This is a genomic window from Synechocystis salina LEGE 00031, assembly GCF_015207985.1.
Taxonomy (GTDB): domain Bacteria; phylum Cyanobacteriota; class Cyanobacteriia; order Cyanobacteriales; family Microcystaceae; genus Synechocystis; species Synechocystis salina.
Genome location: NZ_JADEVV010000010.1, coordinates 42903 through 66652, shown reverse-complemented (window position 1 = coordinate 66652; position 23750 = coordinate 42903). Strand labels below are relative to the sequence as shown.

Below are 23750 nucleotides of genomic sequence, written 5' to 3'. Positions count from 1 at the left end.
CGCAATTTTCCGGAGACTTCTGAGCCACCATGACTAACCTTGCCACCACGATGTTGCCCGATTTAATCGAAATCCAACACGCTAGTTTCCACTGGTTTTTGGAGGAAGGTTTAATCGAGGAATTGAATAGTTTTTCACCGATTTCTGACTATACGGGCAAGCTAGAACTCCACTTTTTGGGCAAAGATTACAAGCTCAAACAGCCCAAGTACGACGTTGATGAATCCAAGCGACGGGATGCCAGTTATTCGGTGCAAATGTATGTACCCACCCGTCTGATCAACAAGGAAACCGGGGAAATTAAGGAGCAAGAAGTATTTATTGGCGATCTGCCCCTGATGACGGAACGGGGTACCTTCATTATTAACGGTGCCGAGCGGGTCATCGTTAACCAAATTGTGCGCTCGCCTGGGGTTTACTACAAAAAGGAACTGGATAAAAACGGTCGCCGTACCTATTCCGCTTCCCTGATTCCCAACCGGGGGGCCTGGCTCAAATTTGAAACCGACAAAAACGGGCTGGTCTATGTCCGCATTGACAAAACTCGCAAGCTTTCCGCCCAAGTCCTACTAAAGGCGATCGGTCTGAGCGATAACGAAATTCTCGACTCCCTCAGCCACCCAGAATTTTTCCAAAAAACCCTCGACAAAGAAGGCAATCCCACCGAAGAAGAAGCCCTGGTGGAACTCTACAAAAAACTCCGCCCCGGTGAACCCCCCACCGTCAGTGGTGGTCAGCAGTTATTGGAGTCCCGCTTCTTCGACCCCAAACGGTATGACCTAGGCCGAGTAGGGCGCTACAAACTCAACAAAAAACTCCGACTCAATGAGGCGGACACCACCCGGGTGCTCACTCCCCAGGATATCCTCGCCGCCATTAACTATCTCATTAACCTGGAATTTGACGTTGGCACCACCGACGACATCGACCACTTGGGTAATCGTCGAGTACGCTCCGTTGGAGAGTTGCTGCAAAACCAAATCCGGGTGGGCTTAAATCGCCTAGAGCGTATTATTCGGGAGCGCATGACCGTCAGCGAATCCGATGCCCTCACTCCCGCTTCCCTGGTCAATCCCAAACCCCTAGTGGCGGCCATCAAAGAATTTTTTGGTTCCTCCCAACTCTCCCAGTTCATGGACCAAACTAATCCCCTGGCGGAGTTGACCCACAAGCGCCGGATTTCCGCCTTGGGCCCTGGAGGCCTAACCAGGGAGCGGGCCGGGTTTGCCGTGCGGGATATTCACCCTTCCCACCATGGTCGTATTTGTCCAGTGGAAACTCCGGAAGGTCCCAACGCCGGCTTGATTGGTTCCCTCGCCACCTGCGCCCGGGTCAATGATTATGGTTTCATCGAAACCCCCTATTTTCGGGTGGAGAGCGGTCGGGTCAGGAAAGATTTAGACCCCGTTTACCTCACCGCCGACGAAGAAGATGACATGCGGGTGGCCCCCGGAGATATCCCCACGGACGAAGAGGGCAATATCATTGGCGAATCCGTACCCATTCGCTACCGCCAGGAATTTTCCACTACCAGTCCAGAACAGGTGGACTACGTGGCCGTCTCCCCGGTGCAAATTATTTCCGTTGCCACCTCCATGATTCCTTTCCTGGAGCACGACGATGCTAACCGGGCCCTGATGGGGTCCAACATGCAGCGGCAAGCAGTGCCCCTGTTACGTCCTGAACGGCCCTTGGTGGGGACTGGCTTGGAAGCCCAGGCTGCGCGGGACTCCGGCATGGTGATTGTTTCCCGCACCCATGGCATTGTCACCTATGTGGATGCCACGGAAATCCGGGTACAGCCCCACTCCCCCGATAACCCCGCTGAGAAAGGGGACGAAATTGTCTACCCGATCCAAAAATACCAACGGTCTAACCAGGACACCTGCTTGAACCAGCGGCCTCTGGTCTATGCCGGAGAGGATGTGGTGCCCGGGCAAGTGCTAGCGGACGGTTCCGCCACGGAAGGGGGAGAATTGGCCCTGGGACAAAACATTCTTGTGGCCTATATGCCCTGGGAAGGTTACAACTACGAGGACGCCATTCTGATCAGTGAACGACTGGTCTATGACGATGTTTACACTAGTATTCACATCGAAAAATTTGAAATTGAAGCCCGCCAAACCAAACTAGGCCCAGAGGAAATTACCAGGGAAATACCCAATGTGGGGGAAGATGCCCTCCGCAACCTTGATGAGCATGGCATTATCCGCATCGGTGCCTGGGTGGAATCCGGCGACATCTTGGTGGGTAAAGTCACGCCCAAAGGGGAAGCAGACCAACCTCCAGAAGAAAAACTACTACGGGCTATCTTTGGTGAAAAAGCCCGGGATGTGCGGGATAACTCCCTGCGGGTACCCAACGGCGAAAAAGGACGGGTAGTGGATGTGCGGGTGTTCACCAGGGAGAAAGGGGACGAATTGCCCCCCGGCGCCAATATGGTGGTGCGGATTTACGTTGCCCAAAAACGAAAAATCCAAGTGGGGGACAAAATGGCCGGTCGCCACGGCAATAAGGGGATTATTTCCCGCATTTTGCCCATTGAAGATATGCCCTACCTCCCGGATGGTCGTCCCATCGACATTGCCCTCAATCCCCTGGGGGTTCCTTCCCGGATGAATGTGGGTCAGGTATTTGAGTGCATGCTGGGATGGGCCGGGGAAAACCTTGGTGTACGCTTCAAAATTACCCCCTTTGACGAAATGTATGGGGAAGAAGCATCCCGGGATACGGTCCATGGCCTGTTGGAAGAAGCGTCCCAGCGCCCCAACAAGGACTGGGTCTTTAACCAAGACCATCCTGGCAAAATTCAAGTGTTCGATGGTCGTACCGGAGAGCCCTTCGACCGTCCCATTACGGTGGGCCAAGCCTATATGCTCAAACTGGTGCATTTGGTGGACGATAAAATCCACGCCCGTTCCACGGGGCCCTACTCCTTGGTTACCCAACAGCCTTTGGGGGGTAAAGCTCAACAGGGGGGACAACGGTTCGGAGAAATGGAAGTGTGGGCCCTGGAAGCCTATGGCGCTGCCTACATTTTGCAGGAACTACTCACCGTTAAATCGGATGATATGCAGGGCCGCAATGAAGCCCTCAACGCCATTGTTAAAGGAAAGAGTATTCCCCGCCCCGGTACACCAGAATCCTTCAAGGTGTTAATGCGGGAACTGCAATCCCTCGGCTTGGACATTGCTGCCCACAAGGTACAACTGTCTGAAGATGGTGAAAGCGCTGACGCAGAGGTGGATTTAATGATCGACAGCCAGCGTCGGGCCCCCAATCGCCCCACCTACGAGTCCCTCCACACCGAAGAGGATTTGGAAGAAGAAGAAGTCTAGAACGGCGATCGGAGCACAGGAAACAGTGAACAGTGTCTTACCCCCTGCCAACTGCTTCCTGATACCTGCTTCCTGATACCTGATATCTGCTAACTGCTCCCTGATAACTGAGTAACTGAAAAAATGACCTTCTATAACTACACCATCGACAAAGGCCGCCTGAAAAAACTCATTGCCCTTGCCTACCGTCGTTACGGCTCTGCTCGCTGTTCCCAGTTGGCCGATGAACTGAAGGAACTGGGGTTTCGTTTTGCCACCAAAGCGGGGGTTTCTATTAGTGTAGATGATCTGACAATTCCTCCAGAGAAAAAACAGATGTTGGAGGCGGCGGAAAAGGAAATTCGCACCACGGAGGAACGGTATGCCCGGGGAGAAATCACCGAAGTGGAACGGTTCCAAAAGGTAATTGATACTTGGAACAGTACTTCAGAAGAATTGAAAGACCAGGTGGTGGTTAACTTCCGTAAAACCGACCCTCTCAACTCCGTGTACATGATGGCTTTCTCCGGTGCCCGGGGGAACATGAGCCAGGTGCGTCAGTTGGTGGGAATGCGGGGTTTGATGGCCGATCCCCAGGGGGAAATTATTGACTTGCCCATTAAGACCAATTTCCGGGAGGGGCTGACCGTTACTGAGTATGTAATTTCTTCCTACGGTGCCCGTAAAGGTCTGGTGGACACGGCTCTCCGGACGGCGGACTCTGGCTATCTCACCCGGCGTTTGGTGGACGTATCCCAGGATGTAATTGTGCGGGAACAGGACTGTGGCACCGAGCGCAGTCTGCGGGTGACGGCCATGACCGATGGGGACCAGGTCAAAATCAGCTTAGCCGATCGCCTGTTTGGTCGTTTGTTGGCTAAGGATGTGGTGGATGGCGAAGGGAATGTCATTGCAGAGCGTAACCAGGAAATTGATGAAGCGTTAGCTAACCGCATCGCCGCTGTCACCGATGAAGTTTACGTCCGATCGCCGTTGACCTGTGAAGCGGCCCGGTCTGTTTGTCAAAACTGCTACGGCTGGAGCCTGGCCCATGGTCACAAAGTTGACTTAGGGGAAGCGGTGGGAATTATCGCCGCCCAATCCATTGGGGAACCTGGTACCCAGTTGACCATGCGGACTTTCCACACTGGGGGGGTATTCACCGGGGAAGTGGCCCGCCAAGAAAAGGCTCCCGAAAACGGCACAGTTAAATGGGGCAAGGGTTTAAGCACCCGTAAAGTCCGTACCCGCCACGGGGAAGATGCGGAACAGGTGGAAATAGCCGGGGATTTGATCTGGAAAGGGGAAGGGAAAAAGGCCGCCAGCCAGACCTACTCCCTCACCCCCGGTTCCCTACTGTTTGTGCAGGACGGGCAAACGGTGACGGCCAGCCAGTTGATGACGGAAATCTCCCTCTCCAAAACCCAACGTTCCACGGAGCGGGCCACCAAGGACGTGGCCGGGGATTTGGCTGGGGAAGTGTTGTTTGATCGCCTGGTGCCAGAGGAAAAAACCGATCGCCAGGGGAATACCACCCGCATTGCCCAACGGGGTGGTCTGGTGTGGATTCTCTCCGGGGAAGTGTATAACTTACCGCCCGGAGCGGAACCGGTGGTGAAAAACGACGAGCAGGTGGAAGTCGGCAGCATCATGGCCGAAACCAAACTGGTCACCAACGATGGCGGGGTGGTGCGCCTGGTGAGTAACCGGGAAATTGAAATCATCACCGCCTCCGTGCTCCTGGACCAAGCCCAGGTGAAGCTAGAAAGCAGTGGTGGCCGGGAACAGTACGTAATTTACACCGCTGATAAACAACGTTTCCTGCTCAAGGCCGCTCCTGGTACCAAAGTGCAGAACCACAGCATTGTGGCGGAATTAATCGATGACCGCTACCGCACCACCACCGGGGGCATGATTCGCTACGCCGGGGTGGAAGTGGCCAAGGGCGGCCGCAAACAGGGCTACGAAGTCACCAAAGGTGGCACCCTGCTCTGGATTCCCGAAGAAACCCACGAAATCAACAAGGATATTTCCCTGTTAATTGTGGAAGATGGCCAGTATGTGGAAGCAGGCACGGAAGTAGTCAAAGACATTTTCTGTCAATCCAGCGGCATCGTCGAAGTGGTGCAGAAAAACGATATTCTGCGGGAAATTATCATCAAACCCGGTGATTTTTACCAAGATGTAGACCCCGGTTCGGTGAAAATTGAAACCGGCCAATTGCTCCAACCAGGGCAGGATGTTTTCCCCGGTGTCACCGTTAGCACCCTCAGCCAAGCGGAGTGGATTGAAAGCCCCGAAGGCAATGGTTTACTGCTGCGGCCAGTGGAAGAGTACAAAGTGTTTGATGAGCCCGCCGCCCCCTCCCAGGGTTCCCAAAACGAAGAAGGGGGTCGCCAAATTGAATTGCGCTCTGTTCAGCGCCTGTTCTACAAAGATGGCGATCGGGTGAAATCCGTCGAAGGGGCTCCCCTGCTCAGCACCCAGTTGGTGTTGGAGATTTATGGCAGTGGCAATGAAGGTATTTCCCACCTTTCCGCCGATATTGAACTGCAAGATGACGAAGAGGAAGATTGCCAGCGTTTACAGTTGGTGATTCTAGAATCCTTGGTACTGCGGCGGGACCAGGAGTCCGATCCCCTCGGTGGCGCTTCCAAAACCCGTTTATTGGTGCAGGACGGCGACCAAATTCCTCCGGGAGCGGTGGTGGCCCGGACTGAAATTCAATGTAAGGAAGCGGGCATTGTCCGGGGTATCAAAGAAGGACAGGAATCCATCCGTCGGGTGTTACTGGAACGGGAAGCCGATCGCCTAGTGATGGATCTACCCAGTGCCCCGGAAGTCAAACCAGGACAACTGTTGGTGGCAGGACAGGAATTGGTGCCCGGCGTCAAACTAGAAGAGTCCGGTAAAGTACTGGAAATTAACGGTAAAGGAGACAACTATCAATTAGTTCTACGGCGGGCTCGGCCCTATCGGGTTTCCCCTGGGGCAGTGCTCCACATTGAAGATGGAGACCTAGTGCAACGGGGCGATAACCTCGTACTGCTGGTGTTCGAGCGAGCCAAGACTGGAGATATTGTCCAGGGTTTACCCCGGATTGAGGAACTTTTGGAAGCTCGGAAGCCCAAGGAGGCCTGCATCCTTGCTCGCGCCCCTGGGGTCTGCCAAGTGGAATACCTCGAAGATGAAAGTGTCGATATCAAAGTGTTGGAAGACGATGGCACCGTGAGCGAATATCCCCTCTTGCCGGGGCAAAACGCCATGGTTACCGATGGCCAACGCATTGATGTGGGGCACCCCCTCACCGATGGTTACAACAATCCCCACGAAATTCTGGACGTGTTTTTCAGTTACTACGTGGACAAGGACGGTTGTTACCAAGCGGCCCTCAGGGGCCTCCAAGCGGCGCAAAAATTCCTCGTCAATGAAGTGCAAACGGTTTACCAATCCCAAGGGGTGGATATTTCCGATAAGCACATTGAGGTAATTGTCCGGCAGATGACGGCCAAAGTCCGCATTGATGACGGAGGAGACACCACTATGCTCCCAGGGGAACTGGTGGAACTGCGCCAGGTGGAACAGGTCAACGAGGCCATGGGCATCACCGGTAGTGCTCCGGCCCGCTATACCCCCGTGTTGTTGGGTATCACCAAAGCTTCTTTGAATACCGATAGCTTCATTAGTGCGGCTTCCTTCCAAGAGACCACCAGGGTCCTCACCGAAGCGGCGATCGAGGGTAAATCCGATTGGCTGCGGGGCCTGAAGGAAAACGTGATCATTGGTCGGCTCATTCCTGCGGGTACGGGGTTCAGTAGCCACGAGGAAATTCTGGGACTAGTGGAAACCCAGGATGATATCCAAGGTTATATGATTGAGCCGATTGAATTACCCACGGCAAAGAAAAAAGCTAGTGCATCCAAGGTGAAAACCAAAAAAGTTGAAGCCGATGACGACCTGTTGGACGACACCAGGGCCCGGGCCTATGCGGGCACTCAACTCAGTCGGGATGACGAAGAGTTTGAAGAAACCTACGATACCGATGAGGATGATTTCGACATGGATGACGACGACGATTTTGAAGACGATGAGGATTAAGGATAATCCCTGATTCTTTGAGCTTAAAAACGTTTAGCATCCCCATCTTTATCTTTCTAGCTAATTAGTATCCCTTCCCCTTCTCCGGGAGGGGATTATTTTTTTGCGGACTGCTATGCTTTAGTACGGATGCCAATTTCCTAAGAACGTGTTTGAAAAGCCCCCCTGACCCCCCACCCCCCAAATTTGGGGGGAAACAGACGCAAAGTCCCCCAGTATTGCCGGAGCTTTAGTGAGGAGATTTAGGGGGCAAAACAAGACTGTACAAACAGGCATACGGCAAATTCCGAATCAACCTGACACAAAAAAAACAGTCATAACGCTTATTCGGCAAAGGTTTTGCTGTGCCCCTTAGATATCGTAACCGCTGTAAAAATTGTTTCCCTTTGCTTCCCCTCGTCAGGAAGATTTTGGAAAAATTGACATGGAGTTAAACTGATGTGTTTCCATCCCCTGGTCCTGATTTGTCTCAGTTTTATGCTCGGATTATTGGGGGCAGGGCTAGATGTGGACTGGTTTAATCTCCAGAAGGGGGCTGCCCTAGCGGTGTTGTGGTTTCTGGCTACGGCGATCACCGTTATGTTTATGCCCCTAGTTTGGCGACGGGGGCCGACTAGATGGCAGTGGTTGCTGGCGGGCATGATTGCTTTGCTGGCCAGTTATTACGCCCTTTGGCGCACTCCCCAGCCGGGGGTGAATGACATTAGCCGTCTGCTAGATCCTCCGGCCAAAAGTTTTCAGACCATCACGGCGATCGGCACTTTAACAGCGGGGGGTAGGGAAAATGCCCCAGGTCAACAACAATTTTGGCTCCAGATAGAGCAGTGGCAACGACCACCGGAACAAGAATTCCGGCCCCGTTCTGGCACCGTGTACCTGACCCTACCCATGGCGGAAAAACCCTGGCAACAATGTCAGCAAATACGAGTCACCGGTTTGCTATACCGTCCCAGTGCTCCCCAGAATCCAGAGGCGTTTAATTTTGCCCAATATCTGGCCCGTCAGGGTATTTTTGCTGGGTTAAGGGGGGAAACGGCGACGCTGGTGGGGGAAAAGTTTTGTGGTCTCAATCCCCTACGGCAAAGGATTGTCAATGCCCAGACCGCCTGGTTACCAGCCCAAGGGCAAGGAAAATGGCCCGGCTTGCTGATTAGTTCTATTGTGCTGGGAGCGAAAGCGGTTAATTTGCCCACGGAATTACGCAATCTTTTCCAAGCGGTGGGGCTTTCCCATTTCCTGGCCGCTTCTGGCTATCAAGTTTCCCTGCTGGTGGGCACCGTATTACTCCTGGGCAGAAAGGCCGGTGTCAGTTCCAAATTAGCGATCGCCGTTGGGTTGATTACCTTGGCATTTTATCTGGGTTTAACGGGGCTGGAACCATCAGTGATCCGAGCTAGTTTGCTCTGGGTGGGGGTGATGGCGGCCCTAGCCAGCGGCCAAAAATTAAACACTGTGGGGGCATTGTTGCTCATTGCCACAGGGATGCTATTGGTTAATCCCATCTGGAGCCAAGCTTTGGGTTTTCAACTCAGTTTTTTGGCCACTTTGGGCATTGTGGTGATGGTGCCGGCTTTGCAACAACGGCTGGACTTTTTGCCGGGAAAAATTGCCGCGGTGATAGCGGTGCCCCTAGCGGCCAGTATTTGGACTACGCCCATTCTTTTGCAACAGTTTGGCTATTTTATCCCCGCTGCCTTACCCCTGAATATTCTGATCACGCCCTTGCTGGCCCTGTTAAGCTTGGGAGGAATGATCAGTGCTCTGTTCGCCCTCATTTTTCCGCCCCTGGGTAGTGCCACTGCTTGGTTGCTAGCTTTCCCCGCCCGTTGGTTAATGGCGATCGCCGCTCAATTTCAACAATTGCCCACGGTGGCGGTGGGGGAAGTGGGGCTGGGACAAGTGGTCATAATCTACGCTGCTTTTGGTTTGATCTGGGCCTTTCCCTGGTGGCGACGGCGTTGGGGCTGGGTTACGGTATTTTTGCTCGCAATAATCATTTTGCCCCTCATTTTTGCCCTGCAAACTAGGGTGGAGTTGACCATTTTTGCTAGTAAAAAATTTCCTGTCATTGTGACCCAGGCCCCCGGCACGGTCACAACCATCACCCAAGCGGAAGATCAGTCCACGGCCAGATTACTGGCTCCTTTCCTGGCCCAAAAAGGAATTAGCCAAGTTGATTGTCAATTAACCATAACTCCCGCCATGGTCGGTCAACCGCTGCCGCCTTCCTGCCCCCATCTAAGTTGGGTAGAAATCAACCCAGCAATTTTGCAACTGGAATTTGGTCAACAACGCTGGTGGATTTTTCTGCAAGTGCCCCCAACCAACCAAGCTCCATTGCAATTACCGCTGGATCAACGACCCCAAACCATCATCTGGGTTGGCCAGTTTTTTCCCTACATTTGGCTGGATAGTTTACGACCTCCCACGGCGATCGCCATTGCGCCCTATGTCAGCAAAGATTTGAGGCAAACAGTGGCAAAATACCGGGGTCAATTGTGGGTAACCGGACCGGGCGCTATCCAATGGAATCCCCGTCAGGGCTTTAACTCTGCCCTTGATTTGTGAACTATGCTTTGAGAAAAGTCAACTTTCCTTCTACTAATCCCGGCGATCGCCGCTATTTCCCTCTTTTGGAATGAAAAGCCCAAGCCAGTCAATGTTGTTGCCTGACCCATTCCATCGTCCTTACTTCCCAATGTCACGATTTGTGAACTTAGCTCCGTGCTTTATGCCAATATTGCTCGATTTTGTTAAAGTCGATACAGAATTTATTCATTTTATTCTTCTCGACTTTGCTTGGTAACAAGAATCCTGGGGAAATTGCCTGGCATTTTGTCACCCTTGTGGCCACAGGGTCTAGAACCCAACACCGTTTCTTCCCAACCGTTCCTAAGTCGGAGAGGCATAAAACCTTTTGAGCAATATGGAGGACCGCTGATGAATACCACATCTCCCATTGACTGGGATGAAATGTTTGAGTATTTGCCGGGGACAATAGTAGAACTCAAATCCGAACCGGGGGTTTTATATCAAATTGACTGTTACGAAACCAGTATGGTCCCACCCATTTGGCTAGTGGGGGATCCAAGGCCACGCTATCCCCACCAAATGCGGATTGTGTCACGCCAGCAGGTTAAAGCTTGTGAATTGGAACTCGAACCATCTTTTGCCTGATGGGACAGACTCCAATGACCCGTTATTGAAGTTGTGATTCCCAAACCTGAATGCCATGGCAATGGGGATTTTTCAAACATAAACTCAGCCATAACAACACAAAGCCAAAACGCTGGGTGTAACAACGGATGACCGAGAGGGGGATAATACAATGGAATTCCCACCAGAGTTGGCATACTCCGGTTAATCCCTCATCAGACCTCAGCAAAATTTGGCTATGAAAGCAATTATGGTGGTTGGTACCACGTCCCATGCCGGGAAATCCTTTTTAACCACCGGTCTGTGTCGTCTGCTCCATCGTCGGGGTTATCGGGTCACCCCCTTTAAAGGACAAAATATGGCCCTCAATGCCTTTGTCACCGTTGATGGCGGGGAAATGGGCCACGCCCAAGCAGTGCAAGCCTGGGCCGCCGGGACTGTTCCCAGGGTGGCCATGAATCCCATTTTGCTCAAACCCCAGGGGGATATGACTTCCCAGGTGATCATATTGGGTAAGGCCGTAGGCACAACCAGGGCCCAGGAATATTACCAAAATTACTTTGACCGGGGCTGGCAGGCGATCGCCGATTCGTTGGAAATTTTAGCCCAGGATTTTGACGTCGTGGTGTGTGAAGGGGCCGGCAGTCCAGCGGAAATTAACCTTAAACACCGGGACTTAACCAATATGCGGGTGGCCAAGCATCTCCAGGCCGCCACCATTCTTATTGCCGACATTGACCGGGGCGGTGTGTTTGCCCATGTAGTGGGGACTTTGCAACTGCTAGAACCAGAGGAAAGAAAATTAATCAAAGGCATCGTCATCAATAAATTTCGCGGCCAGCGTTCCCTCTTAGACAGTGGCATTACTTGGCTAGAAGAATATACAGGTATTCCCGTGTTAGGAGTCATTCCCTATGGGCAAAATCTTTTCTCAGCGGAGGATTCCCTCGATTTACTGGAAAGAAGTGGTCGCCCCAGCCCAGAAGATATTCGCATAGTAGTACTCCGCTTGCCCCGCATCGCCAACTTCACCGATTTTGAGCCGTTGGAGGCAGAATCCGGTGTTTATGTCGATTATCTTCCCCTAGAAAAACAGTTGGGCAACCCCGACGCCGTAATTATTCCCGGCAGTAAAACCACGATCGCCGATTTGCAAGCGTTACAAAACAGTGGCATGAGTCAGCAAATTATGGCCTACGTCCAAGCCGGTGGCACTGTGATGGGCATTTGCGGCGGCTATCAAATGCTGGGGCAAACCATTGCCGATCCAGAAAATATCGAAGGCAGTCTCACTAACTGCCAAGGGTTGGGGCTCTTCCCCCTGACCACCGTCATCACCCAAGAAAAAATTACCCGCCAACAGGAAACCATCAGCTACGCTCCCCAACCAGGTTTAAGGGTCACTGGCTACGAAATCCACCAGGGCATCAGTCGGCGATCGGAGCACAGCCAAGACTTTCTGCCCCTGTTTGACCAAGAAGAGCTGGGCATGGTTAATGGGCAACAAAACCTCTGGGGCTGCTACCTCCACGGCCTATTCGATAACGGTACCTGGCGACGGTGTTGGTTAAATAATCTACGGCAACGACGGGGCTTGGGACCATTACCAACTGCCATTGGCAATTATCAAGAACAACGGGAAGCTATGTTAAATTCATTAGCGGATTTTGTCGAAACCCATGTCAACCTCAATCCGATTTTGCCGTCATTCCCAGGGGAAAATTCAGACACTTTAGTTAATAGTTTTTTAGGATGATGAAACGAATTGCTGTAGAAGAGGCTTTTGTCACCCAGGAGATTGCTGACGAGTGGACTAAGGTTCTTGCCAAGGGGGCAAAGAACGAACCGGGTTTTCGCAAAATGGGCGAAACGATTCTAGCGAACAGTCCTGGCACAAGAATTATCCACGAGCGGCTAATACACCTCGGCGCTGGACGCATTGCTTATATGGATGCCACTGGCATTGATATACAAGTTATTTCCATTACTTCCCCAGGTGTACAGGTATTTGAGCCTGAGTTGGCCATAACCCTTGCCCGTCAGGCTAATGATCAGTTAAGTGAAGCTGTCAAAAATTATCCTGATCGTTTTGCCGGACTAGCAGCAGTGGCCCCCCAATGCCCCCAAGCCGCCGCAATGGAAATTGAGCGAGCTATACAGAAACTTGGGTTGTGCGGTGTATTAATTAATTCCCACACTGGCGGAAAATATCTCGATGACAAGAATTATTGGGAAATTTTTGCCGCTGCCGAAGCCAACAATGCCCCCATTTATCTTCATCCTCGCACCCCTTCTCCAGAGATGATTTCTCCCTTCCTGGACTATGGACTCTATTTTGCGGGCTGGGGATTTACCGTTGAAACTGCAACCCACGGTTTGCGCCTCATTATGGGCGGCGTATTTGATCAGTTCCCGAAATTAAAAATTATTTTGGGCCATATGGGGGAAGGATTACCGTACTGGTTACAAAGGATAGATAACCGTTATTCACTGCAGGTAGAAATTGGCGCAGTGCCTAAAATGCCTCGTCTGCCTAGCGAATACTTCAAAGATCATTTTGTCATCACCACCAGTGGGGTTTGTTCCCCACCTGCTCTGCGTCATGTGCTAGACGTACTGGGAGCCGATGCCGTACTCTTCGCCGCCGATTATCCATATGAGTCGGTTGAAGAAGCTGTTTCTTTCTTGGATAATGCACCAATTTCTGATCAGGAAAGACACAAAATCTACCAAACAAATGCTGAAAAACTATTTAGATTAGGAATTACCAATGGCAGTAACGATACGCTTTCTACCTGATGATGTGACTGTGATGGCCAGGGCAGGGGAACCTATTTTAGATGTGGCAGAAAGGGCTGGAATTTTCATCCCCACCGGATGCTTGATGGGTTCCTGCCATGCCTGTGAGGTGGAATTGGGGGACGGCACTCCCATTTGCGCTTGCATCAGTGCGGTACCAGTGGGGGTAAACGAATTAGAGATCAATCTCTATGATGACCCCACTTGGTAATCCACTTAAATTTCTTCAAACCGCAGATTAAGGTTGATGGTGTCAGGGCCAAGCATCGTTCCCTGAATGACCAGCACTACTGATTTTTCCGCATCTTTTGGGGTCAAAGTTAGCCCGGCGGGGGTATCAAACACAATGCTAAAGCCCCAGTCTCCCTGGGTAGCATTAATGGTTCTTTCCTCATAACCCAGTTTAGTGAGGGCATCTTGGTAGAACTTAACCGTGGGGGCTGGTTTATCTTTAGTTTGGAAATTTAATCCCTGTTGTCCATAGGCATTGGCCATAAACATACTACCCACATTGTTCGGACTGCCCTGGGGCCTGGGGAGCTTTACTAAAATATCCGCCGCATTGGCCTGGCTGACAATAAAAGGTCGGGTCTCAAAAATGACAGGAGCTTGTTCAATGGCGGTGGGCGAAATGCTCAATAGGGCGGTAAAAATGGGGAATAATGACATGACCTTGCTGTTTTTCAAAAATTAATCCCCAGTATACTGCCCTTGGAAAAATAGCCACTGTGGGCGTGTAAACTTTGTTTACCCTGACTGAATCAATATATTGGGTCAATTGCTGCGATAATTGGCATAGTATTCGGATCAAGGACTTTTAACTCCCTAAAACGAGGTTAATTGCCCTTTTTCTCCGCCATGTCACCGTCCACTCCGCCGTAGTTGACAACTTAAGACAATGGCCGCCACAAAAAACTATGGTTTAAAACAACTGTGCATGAAATCATCTTACCCAGAGAGCTAATGACGACATATCTATGGTTTTTGTCTGGTCTAAAATTTACTCCATAGTTGATTGTGAAAATAAAAATTAATCTCGTCAATAAAAAAAGCTTTCCCTGGATAGTAGTTATTTCATTAGCTTTATTTTTGTTAATTCAAATAATTTTTTCCTCTAATCCTGTCTTAAGTCAGAGCACCAAGGAAAATAACAAAGTAGCAACTGGATTAGAAGCCCCAAAAATAGCGCCAATCAAGATTGAAGATGGGACACAATTAGCTAACAATCCTATGGCCAGGGAAATGGGTGAAACTCAGTTTATCTGTGAACCAAGAGAAGTGGAAGTTTATAAATACAAAGCCGGAACTATTTCCTACTGTAGAAAAAAGAACTTTCCCGTTGCTGAAAATGACACTGCTAGGGTGGAAATAAAGCCAGGTGCGGCTCGCACCCCCCATTGGCATGACACTTGGGAAGAACAAATTTTGATCTCAGGTAAGGCAAAAACAGTTTTGATTGATCCTAAAGGCAAAGTATTTGAGCAAAATTTAGAATCAGGCAATCTCGTTTTTATTCCTTCAGGCTGGACCCATTGGTCTGAAACCGTTGGTAATGAAACAGCCACTTTCATTTTCTTATTTCCGGCAAATTTCAAAACTTTTGAAGTTCTAGATTCGATGGTCGCCATTAATAATCCTTTAATGGAGTCAATTCTTGGCTATGATCTACCAAAGGGCAATACTGATCATGATCTATTGATTATGATCAATAAAAATCCTTAGTTAATCTCGTCACTAAACCAACGTTAATTCAAATACAATTTCGCTTCACTTTTTATTATTAATTACGGAATAATTCGACTACCATGAACCGGAAAACAACTTCCCTGGGATTGTTATTATTTTTCGCTTGTATGCTCCGTGGCGCAACATTTGCCAATCCGATCGCCGATAGCGACTATCAACCAAAGGATGGCGTCGTTAGACTATATGGTGCCGGAGGACCACACACCGCCATTATCCGGGCCGGTAAACTCTTCACTGCAAAAACGGGTATTCCTGTGGATGTGCAGTTTGGACCAGAAAGTCAATGGTCTCAGAATGCCCAGCGTGATGCAGACATAATTTGGGGCACTTCGGAGCAATCAATGACTGCCTTTTTGGAAACCTATAAAGAATTCAATAGCAATGATGTGGAACCGATTTATCTGGCCACATCGGTGATTGCCGTTCGTAAAGGTAATCCTAAAAACATCAGGGGCTTTGATGATTTACTCCGTCCCGGTATGAAAATTGTTGTCACCGAAGGAGCGGGTGTTTACAACACTTCAGGCACTGGCGTATGGGAAGATATTGCCGGTCGCACAGGTTCCCTTGATGATATCAAAGCTTTCCGTCGCAATATTATTGCTTTTGCTAAGGGCAGTGGCGCTAGCTTTCAAGCATTTAAAGAGATGAACGCAGACGCGTGGATAACCTGGAAAGATTGGCCCATTAACCATCCCGAAGAAGCTGAATGGGTTGAACTTTCTCCTGATCGAGTTATTTACCGAGATTTAAATGTTGTCACCAACGCCAAGGCTGATCCAGGGGCGGAGCTATTTATTGATTTTCTGCAAACTGAAGAAGCAGAAGCGATATTTCGTTCGGAAGGCTGGTCAAAGTAAAACGTTTAAGATTTTGTTTGAGAAGTTGAGTTGTCGGAGTTAAATTCCTTCTAACCTTCCTTGGCAATGGGAGAATTTGAGTCAAATACTCTTTTATTAGGGTATTAAAAGAAATAAATTCATTGCTCTAAATTTTTTAAACATTCTCTAGATTCTTTGATTAAAATTTTGAAAGATTATAGAGAAAACATTTGTTCGGTGACTAAATTTCCAGCAATTTTTGTTACTTTAGAAAATTTTTTAACTATTTTATATCAAGGAATACCATAGCTGACACGATCAACTTAAATTTATTTAAATTTCTCTCTTTTTTGGTCAAATTAACTGATTAAATTTTCGATATAAACTCTATGAATAAAAACCTTAAAATCTCTGCGTTTAAGGATATTTCGGCTTTTTTATTAACAACTTTACAAAGTCAGACCAGCATTAATTTGGATATCAAATATGTCAAAAATGCAGATGAGGCCCATCAGGATTTAAAACAAAATCTGGCCCATATTATTTTGATGTCCTATGACGATACACTCTCAATTGCTTTGGAGGAACAATACTCTGACATTCTGGCAATTCTTCCTATCCATGGCGGTATGTTGGATTTATGTGGTGAAATTGATCTACAAACTAATAAAAATCGCATTGGCATTGACACAGATTCAGGTTACGCCAGGGCCCTACGCTTATTTTTGCGCCATCGATATTCTCCCGAAGACTATGGCAAGTTATTATTCATCAAAGCAGGGGCAACAAATATTCGCTATGAAGCGTTGAGAGATAATTCACTGGATGTTACTCTCCTCAATCCGCCATTTTCCTATCAACTAAATATTCATCGTGATCCGGAGTTTCAAACATTTCTGGGCGATTATCAGGGGGTAGTTGCCAACACAAATAAAACTTTTTGGCATGACTATGAGTATCATCAGTTATTGCAAAGCTTTACGACTGACTACTACGCAATGATCAAGAGAATACAAAATAATTACCAAGAATCGATTGAAAGCCTGGCCAATTACTACGGCATTTCTAAACCAATAGCTACTAACATTTACAATTGTCTTTGGCAAAACAACGGATTGAGCACAACCTATGAATTTCTCGATTCACATTTGCGGGGGACGGAAGCAATTTTTGCTCAAGATACCGGCATTTTCATCCCCTCCGAACGGCACTGGTTAGAGCAATTTCATGAACATTAAAGAAAATTGGGGTGAAACTTTATCTTGATTAGCTTTCGCATGGGATTCAAAAACCTTTCTCATCTGCATTTGCCGCTACCATCAGCGCCTCAGCCTGAATGTTAGACATAATTTAAGAAATACGATGGATCTTAAGAAAATTAGTGCCCCTGGGAATTTTTGTCGGAATTCCCGCCATAATCAACAACTGATCGCCCTTTTGCACCATTTTTCGATCCTTTAATAGTACCTCCGCCTGTTGGATTAAGTCTTCAAAGGTGTCGAATTCTTCGTCAATTAAAAAGGGAATAATACCCCAAACTAAGTTGAGGCTATGGTAAACCTTTTCTGAGGGGGTAAAGGCAATAACCGGCACCGATGGCCGTTGATTGGAAGCCAGCAGAGAAGTAAAACCAGAGGTGGTGAAGGTAACAATATATTTCAAGTCTAAGATTTCGTCGATGACTACCAACGCTTCACTTAGGGCATGGGTTTCCGTATTTTCGATTGGTGGATTGTTGGCAAGATGGAGACCCAACTCCGTTTCTTCGGCAATTTTACGCAACATTTGCACTGATTTAACAGGATATTGTCCCACTGCCGATTCCCCGGATAACATCACCGCATCGGTACCATCCAAGATAGCGTTGGCCACGTCACTGGCTTCTGCCCTGGTGGGTCGGGAATTATGAATCATGCTGTCTAGCATTTGGGTGGCGGTAATGACCGGAATTGCCCGCACGTTACAACGCCGGATGATTTCCTTTTGCAGGCGGGGCACTTTTTCTGGGTTTACTTCCACCCCTAGATCGCCTCGGGCCACCATAATGCCGTTGGAAACTGCCACAATTTCTTCCAGATTTTCGATCGCCTGGGGTTTTTCGATTTTGGCAATGACCGGCAGGTCAGGATGGCCCCGTTCGGCCAGAAATTGTTTGAGGTTGTGGATATCTTCCCCCTTACGGACAAAACTAAGGGAAACCCAATCAATGCCTTGGCTTAGGCCAAATTCCAGGTCCTGCTTATCTTTGGCGGTCATGGAAGGTAGGGTTAACACTAACCCCGGTAGATTGACGCCTTTGCGACTTTTGAGGACGCCCCCCGTCACCACTTCACAAATTACCTCCGGATCTTCAATCGCCACCACTTTCATTTCCAGCAAACCATCATCTAACAATATTCTTTCCCCCACCCGGGCCTCCGTCGCTAAATGGGGATAGTCTATGCCCACCGCCTCACCATGGCGATCGACAACTTCCACCGGCACCAAACAGATTTTTTCCCCTTCCCGCAGTTGTTTTTCTCCCCCTGGCAACTGACCAATGCGAATTTTGGGTCCCTGTAAATCCTGCAAAAGAGTAATGGGAGTATCCATTTCCTGCTCCACCGATCGCAGCATTTTGACCATGGTGGCGTGGTCCTCGTAGCTACCGTGGGAAAAATTGAGCCGGGCCACATTCATGCCCGCATCCACCATCTGACGTATCACCTCCACCGAACTACTGGCAGGGCCAATGGTGGCCACAATCTTGGTGCGATGACTTAGGGGTCTCATAAAACTTCACCGGGGGTTAATCTGGGCTGGCACTGGAATTTTAGTCCAACTTACGGAGGGGGAATTAAGGGAATGTTATGGAGCCGCCATCCCTTGGGCTGCCAACCAAGCTGTAGTCCAGGCATTTTGAAAATTAAAACCGCCGGTAATACCATCTACGTCGAGGATTTCCCCGGCAAAATGTAAACCTAGGCAACAACGGCTGGCCATGGTTTTAAAATCCACTTCCTTGAGGGTAATACCCCCACAGGTAACAAATTCCTCTTTGAACACCCCTTTGCCTTTGATCTGACAGTGGTAGCGGTGGATATTATCCGTTAGTTGTTGTTCCTGAACTTTGGAAAAATCGGCCCAGCATTGCCCCGGTTTAATCCCCGCCTGGGCCGTTAATCTCTGCCAGAGTCGTTTGGGAAGGGCTGTGGGGCTAAAATTAGCAATTTGTTTGCGGGGATGGTTTTGCTTTGTCTGTTGCCATTGGGCCATGGATTCCTGGGGGTTAACTCCCGGTAACCAGTTGAGCCAAAGGGGATGGTCATAGCTTGACGCCTGCAATTGCCTTGCTCCCCAGGCAGATAATTTCAGCACCGCCGGACCGCTCAGCCCCCAATGGGTAATCAACACCGGGCCTGCTTGGCAATAGGTTCCTTTAAACTTTGGCGACAAACTCACTAGGGCCTTTTCCACACTGACTCCGGCGAGGTCGGTCAACGGGGCATCGGGAACATTAAAGGTGAATAAAGAGGGTACCGGGGCCTCGATTGTATGTCCCAATTGTTCCGCCCAGCGATAGCCCAAAGGATTACTGCCCGTGGCCAACAAGAGGCGATCGCCGTTAATTGTTTCCCCCGTCTTCAGCAACACTTGGAATTTCTCCCCCTGTTTGGCCACTCCCTGTACCGGCGACCTTGTTCTTAGTTCCACTCCTGATCGCCGTGCTGCCGATAATAAACAATCCACAATGGTGGCCGAGTCATCGGTAACGGGAAACATTCGGCCATCTGCTTCCGTTTTCAGTTGCACCCCCTCCGCCCCAAACCAGGCGATCGTTTGTTGGGGTTGAAAACGACTGAACGCTCCCCGTAACGCCTTCCCCCCTCGGGGATAATTTTGCACTAATTGCGTTGGGTCAAAACAATGGTGGGTCACATTACAACGACCCCCTCCAGAAATACGGACTTTCGCCAGGAATTTTGACCCCGCCTCCAATAAAATTACTCTGCCCTCCGGTAGATTTCTTGCACAATTAATTGCCCCAAAAAAGCCGGCTGCTCCTCCCCCCACCACAATTACAGTTCTTGGCATAGTTCTGATTAACCTTTAGACCCGGGTTTCCCCAGAAAATAGATCCGATAGACCCAAAAATCCCTTTAAAAAACTTAACAAATACGGAACTCCCCACCGGCGAAACCCCTAAGACCCCCGTCCCAGCCTGTACAATGAAGAGGGCGGAGACGTAAGTTTCCGTTCACTCCTCACACCACACTCCGCCTGGATGATGTTCGGGCGGTTTCTTCTTATCTGCTCACCATGGAGGGAAGTGTGACGCCAACTGTGACAAAAGATGAACAAATTCTAAGTTTCACGATATTTTTCCATACAGAGGTCAACAATTGGTTATGGTAGTATTCTAATCAGCCCATCACGAGGTTTAAAAGGATTTCCAGTATGAGTGCTACCCCTCAAGTTTCCGACGCAAGTTTCAAAGAGGATGTATTAGACAGCGAGTTACCCGTGCTCGTAGACTTTTGGGCTCCCTGGTGTGGCCCTTGTCGCATGGTGGCCCCCGTCGTTGATGAAATCTCACAACAGTACGAAGGCAAGGTCAAAGTCGTTAAGTTGAACACCGACGAAAACCCCAATACCGCTAGTCAGTATGGCATCCGCAGTATTCCCACCCTAATGATTTTCAAAGGGGGTCAGAGAGTGGACATGGTGGTGGGAGCCGTGCCCAAAACAACCCTTGCCAGCACCCTAGAAAAATACCTTTAAGCGCTGGTCTCCCTGCTTTGTGACGGTTTCCCTCCGGATCGTGCCCCTCCCTAGGACACGGTCTTTTTTGTTCGTTTTTCGCCCTGGAGGAAAAATAACAACCACGGGGTAAAAGTTTTATCTTGTCCCCGTCTTTTAATTGTCATCGCAGGTTAAAGCATGGCCAATTCGCCGATCACTTCCAGACGTTTATATCTACCCAGCCGGACAAACTTTTCCGACAGAGTTTCCGCCACCTGGGGAGGAATCCAACCCATTTGTTGGAGCAGATGAATGGCTACGGCGTACTTAGCTCGTTTGGAGCCATCCTTAACTTTGATTGCTAAACCTAGGCCTTCTCCCACTCGGCCCACACATTGCACCCCTTCGGCACCGGACTTGCTGACCAATTCCCCTTCCATTTGTTGCATAAGTTCCGTATCGAAACAGCCTTCCCCAGCAACAAAATAGGGATAGTAGGTCATGGCCCGAGCGACCCGCTCTAAACCCAATTGTTGTCCTGAAGCTAACAGTGCATACAAGTGGGCTATTTGTCCCAACTCCATGGCGTAGGTAGGGGCCCCACAGTCATCGTGGGCGGCGATCAATTCCGCTCCGGGCATACCGAGAAGATCGGCAACCTTGGACAAAATTAGTTTTTGAATGGGACTGCTTTGTTGCAAATAACTGTGGAGCGGCCAGTCCTGTTGCTGGCAAACGGCCAACATACCGGCATGTTTACCGGAGCAACCATGGTGCAGGGGGCTTTCCTGTCCTGGTGGAATGGGACATTGTAAGGCTTGGGGCTCAATGTCGGCCCGCCAAAGAATGTTAAATACTTGCCGAGCCTGTTCAATGGTGCCTTGGTGGGAACCACACATAATGGCCAGGTCTTTGTCGGTGAGGCCATAGCGCTCCATGGTGCCAGTGCTGGTGACGGCCAGGGCCTGAAACGGTTTGAGGGAAGAGCGAATGAAGGCGTTGCTGGTGCTGTTACCGGCAAGCATTAAAACCCTTCCCCTGTCGTCGTACACTGTGGCTTCGGCCCAGTGCTGGGATTCGATGATGCCTTCCCTCAGCAAATGCACTTCGATGGGGGGAGTGTGGGGGCGTTTTCCTCTGCTCATGCTGTTGGATTTAAGGCTCGGTGGTAATGTTTTTCAGGCTTGGGTTTTTTAACCTGTTTCAATTCTAGGCACTAATCAGTCGAAACATTGCCCAGAGGAGTAGATCGATCGCCATGGTGACCCCCAGGAGTTTTAAGGTCACTTGCCAGCGTTGCAGTACAGGGTTAACTTGATAGCGCAAAATAAGTTGATCTCTGGTTTGCACTTCTAGAGGTTTGCGCCATACTTGGCCATCGTACCAACCGGATTCTTCGTAGGTGACGGTTTCCGCTTCCAGGCGATCGCCAACGTAACGCCAGCCCAACATCAAGCGCAACACAAACAGGGACAGCAGAAGACAAATAGCCAGCACAATCAAAAAACCGCATTGAATTGGTTGCTTTTCCACTGAAAAACTGGCGGAGGCGATCGGGCTGACAATGAAACTAATCAGCAGGGCTAGACGGGTTAGGTTTTTGCCGTAGCCGAGGAGGTCTATTTGACCCCAGGAATATAACCAGGCAGATTTGAGGGCTTCGTATTCGTTGACCGGTTGTTGTTCTAGGGGCACCGGACAGATTTTTGGGGAAGATTCCCGCATCGGCTTCATGGGGTTGGGGGGATAGGCTAGAGGATTTAGTATAATTCCTTCCCATTTTGACCCAGAATTTCGGTGAGCACCAAGTTACCCTTGACTAGAAAAATTTGGCCAATTTTGCCCCAAGCCGATTCTCCCGGGGCCCCTCTCCGCTAACCTGGGATTATCTGTGTTGGTGACCTATGCCTGTATCTCCCCTATCGGTTTGTATTACCCTGGGTACCCGCCCCGAAGCGATTAAATTAGCCCCGGTTATCCGTGCTTTCCTGGCCCAGCCTGATATGCACACCCAAGTGCTGTTAACAGGGCAACACCGGGAAATGGTGCAACAGGTCATGGATTTATTTGCATTGTCGGCGGATGAGGATCTGGCCATCATGCAACCGGGACAAACCTTGACGGACATCACCCAGGGTTGTTTGGAAGGACTAGGACAACTCTGGCGGGAAAAACCACCCCAATTAGTGATTGTTCAGGGGGATACCACCACGGCCTTTGCGGCGGCCCTGGCAGCTTTTTACCAACAAATTCCCATTGGCCATGTGGAAGCAGGTTTACGCACTGATAATTTGTTTAACCCCTACCCAGAGGAAGCCAATCGTCGCCTAATTTCCCAGCTTGCCCAGTTGCATTTTGCCCCCACTACCTTAGCGGTGGAGAATTTACGGCGATCGGACGTCACCGGGGAAATCCATTTGACAGGCAATACGGTCATTGACGCTCTATTGACAGTGGCCGACCAAAAACCAGCTTGCCCCATTGAAGGTTTGGATTGGCAAAAGTATCGAGTTTTGCTAGCCACAGTGCATCGTCGGGAAAATTGGGGGGAGCCTCTGCAGGATATTTTGACTAGCTTTGAGCAAATTCTAGAGCAGTTTCCCGACACGGCTTTACTATTGCCAATGCATCGTAACCCCACTGTGCGGGAGCCAATTCAAGAGGCTTTGGGCAATCACCCCAGGGTTTTCCTCACAGAACCATTGGACTACGCTCAATTGGTGGGAGCCATTCAGCACTGCTATTTGTTATTGACCGATTCTGGTGGATTGCAAGAAGAAGCCCCCAGCCTAGGCAAACCAGTGCTAGTTTTGCGGGAAACCACCGAAAGACCAGAGGCGATCGCCGCCGGGACAGCGAAATTAGTGGGGACAAATCCGGCCACAGTTACGAAGGCCGCCGGGGAGTTACTGAGCCAGCCCCAGGCCTATGAACAAATGGCCAATGCCATTAATCCCTTTGGGGACGGCACTGCGAGCCAAAAAATCATCCAAATTGTCCGTAATTATTTCCAACGCTAACTTGAATATTCTTATCCTGCCCATGTTTAACGGGCCGTTCTCTTAACCCAGAAAACAAAATATTTTTTGGC

Annotated in this window: 17 protein-coding genes; 12 read left to right on the top strand and 5 right to left on the bottom strand. The window is 49.7% G+C overall.

The genetic code is table 11. From position 1 onward, the window contains the following. Positions 1-29 precede the first annotated feature (29 nt). The 7 genes from rpoB (at position 30) to IQ217_RS05180 (ending at position 13581) form a co-directional block, all read left to right on the top strand. Positions 30-3338 carry a DNA-directed RNA polymerase subunit beta gene (gene rpoB / locus IQ217_RS05210; RefSeq protein ID WP_190596244.1) on the top strand — a complete coding sequence of 1103 codons (3309 nt, stop codon included), beginning with the start codon at positions 30-32 and terminating at the stop codon, positions 3336-3338. 123 nt (positions 3339-3461) lie between these two features. Then, positions 3462-7415, top strand: a complete 3954-nt coding sequence (locus tag IQ217_RS05205) for a DNA-directed RNA polymerase subunit beta'' (protein ID WP_194019160.1) — start codon at positions 3462-3464, stop codon at positions 7413-7415. A gap of 477 nt (positions 7416-7892) precedes the next feature. Continuing rightward, positions 7893-9983 (top strand): ComEC/Rec2 family competence protein, encoded by a 2091-nt coding sequence (locus IQ217_RS05200; RefSeq protein WP_228025693.1) that lies wholly within the window; start codon positions 7893-7895, stop codon positions 9981-9983. 372 nt (positions 9984-10355) lie between these two features. After that, positions 10356-10592, top strand: coding sequence for a hypothetical protein (locus IQ217_RS05195; RefSeq protein ID WP_190596236.1), 237 nt, complete (start codon positions 10356-10358; stop codon positions 10590-10592). A gap of 217 nt (positions 10593-10809) precedes the next feature. Then, positions 10810-12327 carry a cobyric acid synthase CobQ gene (cobQ, locus tag IQ217_RS05190; RefSeq protein ID WP_194019158.1) on the top strand — a complete coding sequence of 506 codons (1518 nt, stop codon included), beginning with the start codon at positions 10810-10812 and terminating at the stop codon, positions 12325-12327. After that, positions 12327-13370, top strand: a complete 1044-nt coding sequence (locus IQ217_RS05185) for an amidohydrolase family protein (protein WP_228024151.1) — start codon at positions 12327-12329, stop codon at positions 13368-13370. The genes cobQ and IQ217_RS05185 overlap by 1 nt, the downstream gene beginning before the upstream one ends. Then, on the top strand, positions 13342-13581 hold the full coding sequence (locus tag IQ217_RS05180) for a 2Fe-2S iron-sulfur cluster-binding protein (RefSeq protein WP_190596230.1): 240 nt from the start codon (positions 13342-13344) through the stop codon (positions 13579-13581). The genes IQ217_RS05185 and IQ217_RS05180 overlap by 29 nt, the downstream gene beginning before the upstream one ends. Before the next feature lie 5 nt (positions 13582-13586). Here IQ217_RS05180 and IQ217_RS05175 read toward each other — a convergent pair whose 3' ends face one another. Beyond that, positions 13587-14039, bottom strand: coding sequence for a hypothetical protein (locus IQ217_RS05175; protein WP_194019156.1), 453 nt, complete (start codon positions 14037-14039; stop codon positions 13587-13589). A gap of 348 nt (positions 14040-14387) precedes the next feature. Here IQ217_RS05175 and IQ217_RS05170 point away from each other — a divergent pair, with 348 nt between their 5' ends. From IQ217_RS05170 to IQ217_RS05160, 3 genes are all read left to right on the top strand, one after another. After that, positions 14388-15092: a cupin domain-containing protein gene (locus IQ217_RS05170; RefSeq protein ID WP_194019155.1), complete on the top strand. Its 705-nt coding sequence runs from the start codon at positions 14388-14390 to the stop codon at positions 15090-15092. Positions 15093-15175: 83 nt separating this feature from the next. Next, complete coding sequence (locus IQ217_RS05165; protein WP_194019154.1) at positions 15176-15976, top strand: extracellular solute-binding protein; 801 nt, start codon at positions 15176-15178, stop codon at positions 15974-15976. A 350-nt stretch (positions 15977-16326) separates the two neighbouring features. Beyond that, positions 16327-17175 carry a hypothetical protein gene (locus IQ217_RS05160; protein WP_194019153.1) on the top strand — a complete coding sequence of 283 codons (849 nt, stop codon included), beginning with the start codon at positions 16327-16329 and terminating at the stop codon, positions 17173-17175. A 112-nt stretch (positions 17176-17287) separates the two neighbouring features. On the opposite strand, the gene pyk is transcribed toward IQ217_RS05160, so the two are convergent. Together pyk and IQ217_RS05150 are read right to left on the bottom strand one after the other, a co-directional pair. Further along, positions 17288-18709 (bottom strand): pyruvate kinase, encoded by a 1422-nt coding sequence (gene pyk, locus IQ217_RS05155; RefSeq protein ID WP_194019152.1) that lies wholly within the window; start codon positions 18707-18709, stop codon positions 17288-17290. Positions 18710-18784: 75 nt separating this feature from the next. Then, positions 18785-20011: a BaiN/RdsA family NAD(P)/FAD-dependent oxidoreductase gene (locus tag IQ217_RS05150; protein WP_194019151.1), complete on the bottom strand. Its 1227-nt coding sequence runs from the start codon at positions 20009-20011 to the stop codon at positions 18785-18787. Positions 20012-20374: 363 nt separating this feature from the next. On the opposite strand from IQ217_RS05150, the gene trxA reads away from it, so the two are divergent. Continuing rightward, positions 20375-20698, top strand: coding sequence for a thioredoxin (trxA, locus tag IQ217_RS05145; RefSeq protein ID WP_010873851.1), 324 nt, complete (start codon positions 20375-20377; stop codon positions 20696-20698). Positions 20699-20850: 152 nt separating this feature from the next. Here trxA and IQ217_RS05140 read toward each other — a convergent pair whose 3' ends face one another. Together IQ217_RS05140 and IQ217_RS05135 are read right to left on the bottom strand one after the other, a co-directional pair. Continuing rightward, the gene (locus IQ217_RS05140) at positions 20851-21804 is read right to left on the bottom strand and encodes an asparaginase (protein WP_190596215.1); all 954 of its coding nucleotides are present in this window, start codon (positions 21802-21804) and stop codon (positions 20851-20853) included. A 64-nt stretch (positions 21805-21868) separates the two neighbouring features. Continuing rightward, entirely contained in the window at positions 21869-22393 is a 525-nt protein-coding gene (locus IQ217_RS05135) for a CGLD27 family protein (RefSeq protein ID WP_194019150.1), read from the bottom strand. Positions 22394-22563: 170 nt separating this feature from the next. Between IQ217_RS05135 and wecB the strand changes: the two genes are divergently transcribed. Next, positions 22564-23679: a non-hydrolyzing UDP-N-acetylglucosamine 2-epimerase gene (gene wecB / locus IQ217_RS05130; RefSeq protein ID WP_194019149.1), complete on the top strand. Its 1116-nt coding sequence runs from the start codon at positions 22564-22566 to the stop codon at positions 23677-23679. The last annotated feature ends 71 nt before the right edge of the window (positions 23680-23750 follow it).